The sequence below is a fragment of the Cupriavidus sp. SW-Y-13 genome, assembly GCF_009793345.1.
Lineage (GTDB): Bacteria > Pseudomonadota > Gammaproteobacteria > Burkholderiales > Burkholderiaceae > Cupriavidus.
Map to the genome: position 1 here is coordinate 304562 of NZ_WHLX01000004.1, position 8960 is coordinate 313521.

General features: G+C 61.7%; 10 protein-coding genes and 1 pseudogene. 10 read left to right on the plus strand and 1 reads right to left on the minus strand.

The annotated features are described in order from the left end of the window. The first annotated feature begins 27 nt into the window (after window positions 1–27). From GA566_RS31505 to GA566_RS31550, 10 genes are all read left to right on the plus strand, one after another. Complete coding sequence (locus GA566_RS31505) at window positions 28–1230, plus strand: M20 aminoacylase family protein (protein ID WP_017511431.1); 1203 nt, start codon at window positions 28–30, stop codon at window positions 1228–1230. Further along, window positions 1227–2546 carry an MFS transporter gene (locus GA566_RS31510; RefSeq protein ID WP_017511430.1) on the plus strand — a complete coding sequence of 440 codons (1320 nt, stop codon included), beginning with the start codon at window positions 1227–1229 and terminating at the stop codon, window positions 2544–2546. The genes GA566_RS31505 and GA566_RS31510 overlap by 4 nt, the downstream gene beginning before the upstream one ends. Window positions 2547–4042: 1496 nt before the next feature. Continuing rightward, window positions 4043–4381 (plus strand): type II toxin-antitoxin system RelE/ParE family toxin, encoded by a 339-nt coding sequence (locus tag GA566_RS31515; RefSeq protein WP_017511428.1) that lies wholly within the window; start codon window positions 4043–4045, stop codon window positions 4379–4381. Next, window positions 4378–4659 (plus strand): helix-turn-helix domain-containing protein, encoded by a 282-nt coding sequence (locus GA566_RS31520; RefSeq protein WP_017511427.1) that lies wholly within the window; start codon window positions 4378–4380, stop codon window positions 4657–4659. Before GA566_RS31515 ends, GA566_RS31520 begins: the two co-directional genes overlap by 4 nt. Window positions 4660–4722: 63 nt before the next feature. After that, entirely contained in the window at window positions 4723–5049 is a 327-nt protein-coding gene (locus GA566_RS31525; RefSeq protein WP_017511426.1) for a hypothetical protein, read from the plus strand. An 11-nt stretch (window positions 5050–5060) separates the two neighbouring features. Continuing rightward, window positions 5061–5237, plus strand: a complete 177-nt coding sequence (locus GA566_RS31530; protein ID WP_017511425.1) for a hypothetical protein — start codon at window positions 5061–5063, stop codon at window positions 5235–5237. A gap of 45 nt (window positions 5238–5282) precedes the next feature. After that, complete coding sequence (locus tag GA566_RS31535) at window positions 5283–6509, plus strand: IS256 family transposase (protein WP_017511424.1); 1227 nt, start codon at window positions 5283–5285, stop codon at window positions 6507–6509. A gap of 328 nt (window positions 6510–6837) precedes the next feature. Further along, window positions 6838–7401 carry a hypothetical protein gene (locus tag GA566_RS31540; RefSeq protein ID WP_237380975.1) on the plus strand — a complete coding sequence of 188 codons (564 nt, stop codon included), beginning with the start codon at window positions 6838–6840 and terminating at the stop codon, window positions 7399–7401. 201 nt (window positions 7402–7602) lie between these two features. Continuing rightward, complete coding sequence (locus GA566_RS31545; protein ID WP_017511422.1) at window positions 7603–8004, plus strand: hypothetical protein; 402 nt, start codon at window positions 7603–7605, stop codon at window positions 8002–8004. Then, window positions 7995–8681 carry an SOS response-associated peptidase family protein gene (locus tag GA566_RS31550; protein WP_017511421.1) on the plus strand — a complete coding sequence of 229 codons (687 nt, stop codon included), beginning with the start codon at window positions 7995–7997 and terminating at the stop codon, window positions 8679–8681. The genes GA566_RS31545 and GA566_RS31550 overlap by 10 nt, the downstream gene beginning before the upstream one ends. Here GA566_RS31550 and GA566_RS31555 read toward each other — a convergent pair. Beyond that, window positions 8678–8960, minus strand: a pseudogene (locus tag GA566_RS31555) (hypothetical protein); the annotation flags it as partial. The gene GA566_RS31550 and the pseudogene GA566_RS31555 sit on opposite strands and share 4 nt — an antisense overlap.

The window sequence follows — 8960 nt, forward strand, 5'->3', positions numbered from 1 at the left end:
TTCCACTTCCAATATCAGGAGATCACAATGACCGTCATCAACATACCGTCCGGAATTCTCGACGGCGAAGAGGAGATGCGCGAGCTGCGCCATCGAATCCACGCGCATCCAGAACTCGCCTATGAAGAGTTCGCCACGAGCGATCTCGTGGCGGAGAAGCTGATCGAGTGGGGCTACGCCGTAACGCGCGGCATCGGCGGCACCGGACTCGTGGGCACGCTCACCGTGGGCAACGGTCCACGCCGCCTCGGCTTGCGCGCCGACATGGACGCGCTGCCGATCCAGGAAGCCACGGGCAAGGCCTATGCAAGCCGGATTACCGGCAAGATGCACGCGTGCGGGCACGACGGCCATACCGCGACGCTGCTGGCGGCCGCGCGGCACCTGGCACGCACGCGGCCTTTCGATGGCACCCTGAACCTGATTTTCCAGCCCGCCGAGGAGGGCCTCGCGGGCGCGCGAAAGATGATCGAGGACGGGCTCTTCGAGCGCTTTCCGTGCGACGCGGTGTTCGCGTTCCATAACATGCCCGGCCTCCCGACCAATAAGTTCGGTTTTCGCGCAGGGCCGTCGATGGCGTCGTCGGACACCGTCGTCCTGACTGTGCGCGGCAAGGGCGGTCACGGTTCTATGCCACACGACACCATCGATCCGGTCCTCGTCGCATCGCACCTCGTGGTGGCGCTTCAGACCATCGTGTCACGCAACGTGGATCCGCGCCGCATGGCCGTAGTAACCGTGGGTGCGATTCACGGCGGCGATGCGCCGAACGTGATTCCAGATGCAGTGGAGCTGCGGCTGTCTGTGCGCGCGCATTTGCCCGAGGTGCGGCTCCAGCTGCGCGAGCGCATCACCGCGCTGGTCGCCGCGCAGGCGGCCGTGTTCGGCGCCGAGGTAGACGTCGACTATCGCTGGCGGTATCCGGCGTTGATCAACGATGAGGCAATGACCACGTTCGCGCGCGACGTGGCGCTCAGCTGGTTGGGGCCCGACGGCCTGATCGAGAATTTCGAGGCGCTCACCGGAAGCGAGGACTTCTCGTTCATGCTCGAACAGGTGCCTGGTAGCTACTTCGTCATCGGTAATGGCGACGGCGCAGGTGGCTGCAGCGCCCATAATCCGCATTACGATTTCAACGATGCCATTCTGCCCGTGGGCGCGGCGTACTGGGCTCGCCTCGTCGAACGCTTCCTACCGGCAGGCACGCAAGCAACGGGGGGCGCTGAATGACGGCATTCGACAGCACGAGGCCGACAGGCGGCGCGGTCATCGTCGACGCGCCAGCGAGGCCGGCTTCGCTCGGCCGGAAGATCACGGCAATCACGCTTGGCAATGGCCTCGAGTTCTTCGACTTCGCCATCTATACGTACTTCGCAACGATTCTCGGCAAGCTGTTTTTCCCGGGCTCGTCGCCGCTTTCGCAATTGCTCATGTCGCTGGCGACGTTCGGCATCGGCTTCGTCGTGCGTCCGCTCGGCGGTATCGTGATCGGCAGCTATGCGGACCGTGCGGGACGCAAGGCGGCGATGACACTCACGCTATGGCTGATGGCCGCCGGCTCCGCGGTGTTCGTGATTGCGCCGACATACGCGCAGATTGGCATCGCGGCACCACTGCTTCTTGTGGCGGGACGGCTGATCCAGGGATTCGCCGTCGGCGGCGAGGTGGGTGCGTCCACCTCAATGCTGCTTGAGTACGCGGACGACAGCAATCGCGGCTACTTCGCGAGCTGGCAGCTGTTCAGCCAAGCGCTGAGCACGCTGCTCGGCTCTCTCGTGGGCCTCTGCCTGACGGCAGTACTTACCACCGAGCAGTTGCATGCGTGGGGCTGGCGTGTGCCATTCCTGATTGGCATGGGCCTTATTCCGCTCGGCACGTACATCCGCCGCAGTCTCGACGAGACGCACATCATTGAGGGCGCCACGCGCTCAGCCGCCACGCCGATCCGCGATGTGTTCCGCCTGCATCGCCGCAAGGTCGTGATGGGCGTGCTGATGACTGCGGGTGCTACATCGTCCAATTACATCGTGCTGCATTACCTCACCAACTATGCGGTCGGCGTGCTGAAAATGCCATTCTCTGTGGGTCTTTGGGCGTCGTTCGTCGCCGGTGGCGTCCAGCTCGCGCTCGCCGCGGCCGCCGGCATCGCTAGCGACCGTTGGGGCCGCAAGCGGGTCGTGACATGGGCGCGCGTCAGCCTGCTGCTGTTGATCGTGCCGGCGTTCGCGTGGCTGAGCGTCGCGCCCGACACGATGCGCCTGCTGGCTGTTGCCTCGGCGCTGATGGTGCCCGTGGTGTTCATCTCCGTGGGAACGATCACGATGATCACTGAGATGTTCCCGCGCGCGATCCGTGCCACGGGGCTTTCGATCGTCTACAGCCTCGGCGTGTCGATCTTCGGTGGCTTCGCGCAGTTCTTCGCTACATGGCTCGTGGGCGCCACCGGCTCGAAGCTGGCGCCGGCCGGCTACGTCATCGTGATGGGATGCATTGCCTTCGTTGCCGTGCTCAAGAGCAACGAACTGGCCGGCAAGCCGCTCGACTGACCGCACGGTCGGACGGACAGCTCGTCTACGGTGGACAGGTCCATTTGCCTTCGACAGATTGGCCTGCTCCACGTAACCGAGATCGTCTCGCGCCTGACGAAAGCCCACCAGGCGCAAAGACCCGACCCCGAGGACTGCTCAGCGCCACAAACTCGAAGTCTGAACGGACGCCTTGGTACCCTTCGCTCCTGCCATTGAGTCCCCGTGTGAGGAATCCATCTATGCCAACAACACAGGTTAGCATCGGGCCTCCGTGCGAAGTCTCCTCCATTCGAGCCCGAGCCGAGGCGATTCTCTGGATCAATTCAGCCACCACCTGCCATGGCATTTCCCTGCAGCAACTGGAACTGCCCGGGTGCTTTGTCTCTGTGAAATCAGAGGCCATGCCCAAGATGTCTGCCAAATATATTGATGCAGCGGGGAATCTCTGGGACGGCACGGGATCCGTGTCCGAGTAGTTGCAACGGGCAATCAATTCCGGTCAATCCATGGAGTTTCACGAACGTGAAATTACATGTTCCGGGCGGAAACAATCCACTCCGCCTGGAGTTCGCATGAAAACCTGTGGGATTGAGTGGCGCTCTCACTGATAACCCTTGCCCTTTCCGCTAACGCTGTGATCCGGCCCGCCGGTCACCCTGCACCGACGGCACTTACGGCAGCGCCGACGGCAGCCCCGTCACCCGAGCAGCGAGCCTGACGCCCGGCGTGCGGTCCCTTTCGCCCCGACAAGACCCGAATTTTGGTAGCAGCTAAGACACCGTCGTCGGTGTGCAGATAGATCGAGGTGGCAAAAGGCTGGCTTCGTTGGCAAGGAAGCCGAGGAAGCGGTTAGAGAAGCCGATCTTCTTATGGGAGGATCAGGAAATGTTCGGGGCATTGCAATCGGAGTCGCCCAAAATGGGTTATCGGGGCTCACGCGAGAGGTCGCCGGCGCGGATTGAGCTTATCTTGGTCAGACCCCAATTGCGGGCGCTAGGCTCGCGCGAGATCGGACGTCTGTTATGTTAAATGCACTATCGACCGTGCGAAAACAGCCTTGACCGCCCCATGCCCCGGGGCTTTTACACATCACAGGATCTCGAAATTTCGAAATATCGCAATTTAGTGCTTCGGGGCGTACGCTGACCTGCGAACCGTCAGTCGACACCAGGCTCGCGCTCAAAGAACGGACAGGACAGCGCGCGGGTCGGCGCATAGGGTTCGGCGTGCACGCAGTCCATCCACAACCGAGGGTGAGGAAATTCTGGCCGAACACCGAAGCGCAGCCGTGAGCAGGTGCGGCAGATCGAGTCCTCTGGCACGACGTAGGACGGCATCGGTGGCTGCGGGGGTTGGAAACCGGTACTCACGGAAAATACTGGATATTTATACAGTATCCCCATTGTAGGACGGCTGCGCCACCTTGCTGACCACTATGGCAACTAGAGCAACTAGAGCAACTAGCGCAACTAGAGCAACTAGCGCAACTATACAAAATTTTGTATAGTCATCCCATGACCGAACAAAAGCCCGTCGAGTTCAGGGGCACAGCCCTGGACGACCTACGTGCGTTCCCGCTCGCCGCCCGGCGCGAAGCAGGCCATCAAATCGACCAGGTACAACACGGCCATGAGCCTGACGACTGGAAGCCCATGAGCACCGTGGGCCAAGGCGTGAAGGAGATACGGATTCGGGATGCCGCCGGGGCATTCCGGGTCATCTACATTGCCAAGTTTGCCGATGCCGTGTACGTGCTTCACTGCTTCCAGAAGAAGACGGAGAAGACCAGCAAGGCCGACCTGGACTTGGCCGGCAAACGGTACCGCGATTTGTTGAAGGAGCTGGGCCAATGACCAAGCAACGATTTACCAGCGTCTGGGATGCCATCGAGGACACCCCGGAAGAAGCGGAAAACATGAAGCTGCGCTCTGTCCTGATGACGGCGCTGAAGAACCACCTGACCCGCACCGAGATGAGCCAGGCACAGGCCGCCAAACTCCTCGGCGTGACCCAACCGCGCGTGTCGGACCTGATGCGCGGCAAGATCAACCTGTTCGCCCTCGATGCGCTGGTGAACATGGCAGCCGCGGCGGGCCTTCACCTCGAGCTGCGAGTACTCGAAGCCGCCTGACGGATAGAAAGGATTCCGGGAAAGTCGGAGCCGCCCTTCCCGGGACTGCGCAGTGAGAAGGACATGGACGCTCTGATCTACCGCGACCGCGCAGCCGCAGCGCTAGCCGCCATTGATACAGCCCGAAGCTATCATCTGACCGCCCATGCGACTCTGCGCGGCGCGTTGCGCGCGTGGGCGTTCGATGACGCGCAGGCGCTCGCCGAACAGGCTCACTCCCGCACCGTTGCGATGGGCGCAGCACTTGATGCCGTCGCTGGCTACCAGGCGGCGGCTAGCTTTGCCGAAGCACTGAGCTTGCGGGGCGATTCCGTTGCTCCTGACGACCTAGACGACTGGCTGCGCGACATGTTGGAGGGCGCAGGCGGGTTGGTAGATGGTTACCTGTAGGCGAGGAGAAGATGGCACGCAAACTCGGAGTTTGGAACCGACTTGCGCTGGTGCTTACAGTGCTCGTCACTGTCGCACTGCCGGCCACATACCTGATCGGTGAACTGCAGAATCAGGAGGATTACGAAAAGTTCAGGACCACTGCGTGCTACGACAGGCAAGTTGAGGGTGTGCAGAATTTTGTGTAAACGGACAGTCCACCGCCGGCGCAAGCTGGCCTATCCGTAAGCACAATGAGCACCAAGAAACACGACGTACCCGAAGAACTGCTGTCTGGCCTGCTGGCCAACTACAAGAAACCCGAAGACCTCATCGGCGAGAACGGCCTGCTCAAACAGTTGACCAAGCTGCTGGTGGAGCGAGCCCTGGACGCCGAACTGACCGAGCATCTGGGCCACGAACGCAACGAAGCGGTAGCCAACACCACTGGCAACACCCGCAATGGCAAGAGCAAGAAGACCCTCAAGGGCGATTTCGGCGAGTTGCCCATCGAGGTGCCACGTGACCGCCATGGCAGCTTCGAGCCCCAACTCATCCCCAAGCACCAGACCCGCTGGGCCGGCTTCGACGACAAAATCATCTCGCTGTACGCCCGCGGCATGACGGTGCGCGAGATACAGGCCCACCTAGAGGAGATGTACGGCACCGAGGTCTCGCCCAGCCTGATTTCCTCGGTGACCGACGCCGTGGCCGATGAGGTCAAGACCTGGCAAGCCCGCCCGCTCGATGCAATCTACCCTATCGTCTATCTGGACTGCATCCATGTGAAGGTGCGCGAGGGCGCTGTGCGGGTCAAGGCGGTGTACCTGGCCATCGGCATCACCATGACGGGCGAGAAGGAGGTGCTGGGCCTGTGGCTGGCGCAGACCGAGGGGGCCAAATTCTGGCTGCAGGTCGTGACCGAGCTGCGCAACCGGGGCGTGCATGACATCTTCATCGCCTGCGTCGATGGCCTCAAGGGCTTCCCTGAAGCCATTGAGGCCGTGTTTCCCAGGACAGTGGTTCAGTTGTGCATCGTGCACATGGTGCGCCACAGCCTGAACTACGTCTCGTGGAAGCGTCGCAAAGAAGTGGCCGCAGACCTGAGACGCATCTACACGGCAACCACCGCCGAGGAGGCCGAGCTGATGCTCGGTGAATTCGAGGCCCGCTGGGATGCCGAGTACCTACCCATCGGCCAGTCCTGGCGCAGGAGCTGGAGCCGGCTGATTCCGTTCTTTGACTACCCACCCGAAATCCGCAAGGTCATCTACACCACCAACGCCATCGAGTCGGTCAACATGAGCCTGAGGAAGCTAACCAAGAACCGGGGCTCGTTCCCCAGTGACGAAGCGCTGACAAAACTGTTCTATCTGGCCCTGCGCAACATCAGTCAGAAGTGGACCATGCCCATCCGGGATTGGAAGGCTGCGCTGACCCGCTTTACCATTCAGTTCGGAGACCGCATCTCCGTCAATTGAAGTCCGAACCGTTTACACAAAAATTCGGACACGCCCGGCAAGTTCTTGATGACCGAGCCACTTCCGCGACGCTGACCACGTGCTTAGCGTCTATCGACACGGCCCTGACAACCAGGAAGGAGCAGGCGCTTACGCGCGGCCTGCCCCTGATGATCGGAATTGGCTTCGGTCTATGCGTCCTCACATACTGCTGTATCTGGACCTGCGTTGCCGTTGTTCGATGGATCTTGCGTGGGCGCAAGACTTCGTAGTCCCACTACGTTTCGGTAGTTCCGTCATGCCACGCCGGCCACCGATCGAGCTCGCTACCATCGAACCCATGCTGCCCATGGTTAGCAAGTTACTGCCCCGCTCCGGTAGCTGGCACCACGAATTTAAGCTAGACGGGTACCACGTCCTAGCGGCTCGCGAGGCCCTACGCACAAAGGGCGGAGTCGATGCAACGACGTGGTTTCCGGAGATCACCGCCTCGCTGACGGGACTACCGACTGGCCACCACATTATCGATGCCGAGGTGTGCGTGCTGGTTGACGGGCGCTCGGACTTCGAGCAATTGCACAAGCGTGCTTTGAGACGCCGCTGGTATCCGGGAGCCCCACCTGTGGTGCTGTGCGCGTTCGATCTGCTGGTGCATGCCGGTGTTGACATTCGCGGCAAACCTATCGAGGAGCGAAAGGCGCGTCTGGCCAAGCTTGTGGAGGGATTGCCTAGCGTGCTGTACGTGAGCGCCATTGATGACGGCGCGGCTGCGTGGAGTGCGGTGCTAGCGTGGCAGCTCGAGGGCCTCGTTGCAAAGCGCGCGGGCAGCGTCTACGTGGCTGGGCCCTCTCGTGACTGGCTGAAGATCAAGCGGCCTGGCGCTACCTTCCGCGGGTTCAAGCGCGATTTCTGAACTGCAAAAGGAAAACGGCCGCAAGCGGCCGTTCTTTTGCGTCTTGGAGCCTAGCGTCCGTCCGAGGAGGGAGCTGCTAGACCATGTGACCCAAGCGATTACACGCGAAGTGTAACACTCGGGTTGAGATGCGTACACCCCATCACCCTCAAGCGGCAGGCCCCGACCTCCATCGCCTCAGTACTGTATATTTATACAGTCATGCTATTTGAAGTGATGAAACTTTGTCAGGAGGGGCGCCGGCTGCACCGCGGATGGTGGGGCGGGCAGCTACTTTGGCGCGGCCAGGTGCTTATTGAGGACCGCATGGATACACGCGCCCATCGGGTAATGCCCCATGCGTTCATGGCCTATAGCAAGCATCAGGACGTGGCGGAGCTAGGCGTTCTCTACGACGCGCGGATAGTGAAACTCTCCTCCGACGACATGGTCCTGACGGGGTTTGAGCGCGCCGACTTAGATCTGCGGGAATACCGCCAAGCCTGGCTGTTGCGGCCGATCACGCAGGCGGAAATGGACACCCCCATTCCTGCTGATGTGGTGCGCCAGCGCGGCAAGGTACCATCACCACCACCCGACAACGGAGACAAGCCATGTGCGTGAACTATGCCCCCGTGCAACGCCAGGTGTTACGTGACGTGTTCGGCGTCGAGCCTCCTGCAGACGAATGGCGCGCGGAGGCATGGCGAGACTACCCTGCCCCGATCATCCGCGCCGGCGATCACGGCAAGCGCGATTGCGTGCTGGCCGGTTTTGGCATGGTGCCCAAAGCGGAGATAAAGCGGCGCAATGAGGAGACGATGCAACGGACTGGCGCTCCCCCAAAGGTGCGGGACTACGACACCATGAACGCCCGCGTGGAAACCATTGGCAAGCTCCAGTCGTTTGCAAAGTACTGGCGTGAATGCCGGCTCGCGCTTGTGCCGGCCACCGCCGTGTATGAGCCGTGCTGGGAGACAGGCAAGGCCGTGCGGTGGCGGATCGGGCTACCTGATGGCGAGCCCTTCGCCATTGCCGGCTTGTGGCGCGATTGGCCGGACGGCGCGGCCACCTTCACGATGCCGACGGTTGCGGCCGAAACCCATGCTCTCATGCGGCGCATGCACGCGCCAGGCAAAGAGAAACGCAGCGTAGTGATCTTGCCTCGCGACGAGTGGGACGATTGGCTGGCCTGCCGCGATCCGGAGGAGGCGCGCACCTTCCTTCGCCTCTATCCTGCAGATGCCATGGCGGCGGAGGCAGCACCGGTGCCCCCTCGCAAGAAAGCCGTCGAGGCCTAGAGCGTGGGCCACTCGATTTTCTCTTGGGGTCCAGTCTCGTCCTCCCAGGAGATCTTTACCTGGAACTTCCGTTCCGCGAGCCCTAGGTGGGCAGTTGCAATCAGGTCCACCCCGCACTGCGGTTCCAGCCGCTCCAGCGGGAAGGTACTGCGCACCTGTGACTCGACCAGAATGCTATTGCCATCCACGAATTCGATGCGTACGTTCCTGGCAGCGGCCCGCCCCCGGTTGAAAACCTTGAAGCGCCTGTCGTTGGAACCGCGCATGGCAAACGCAGTG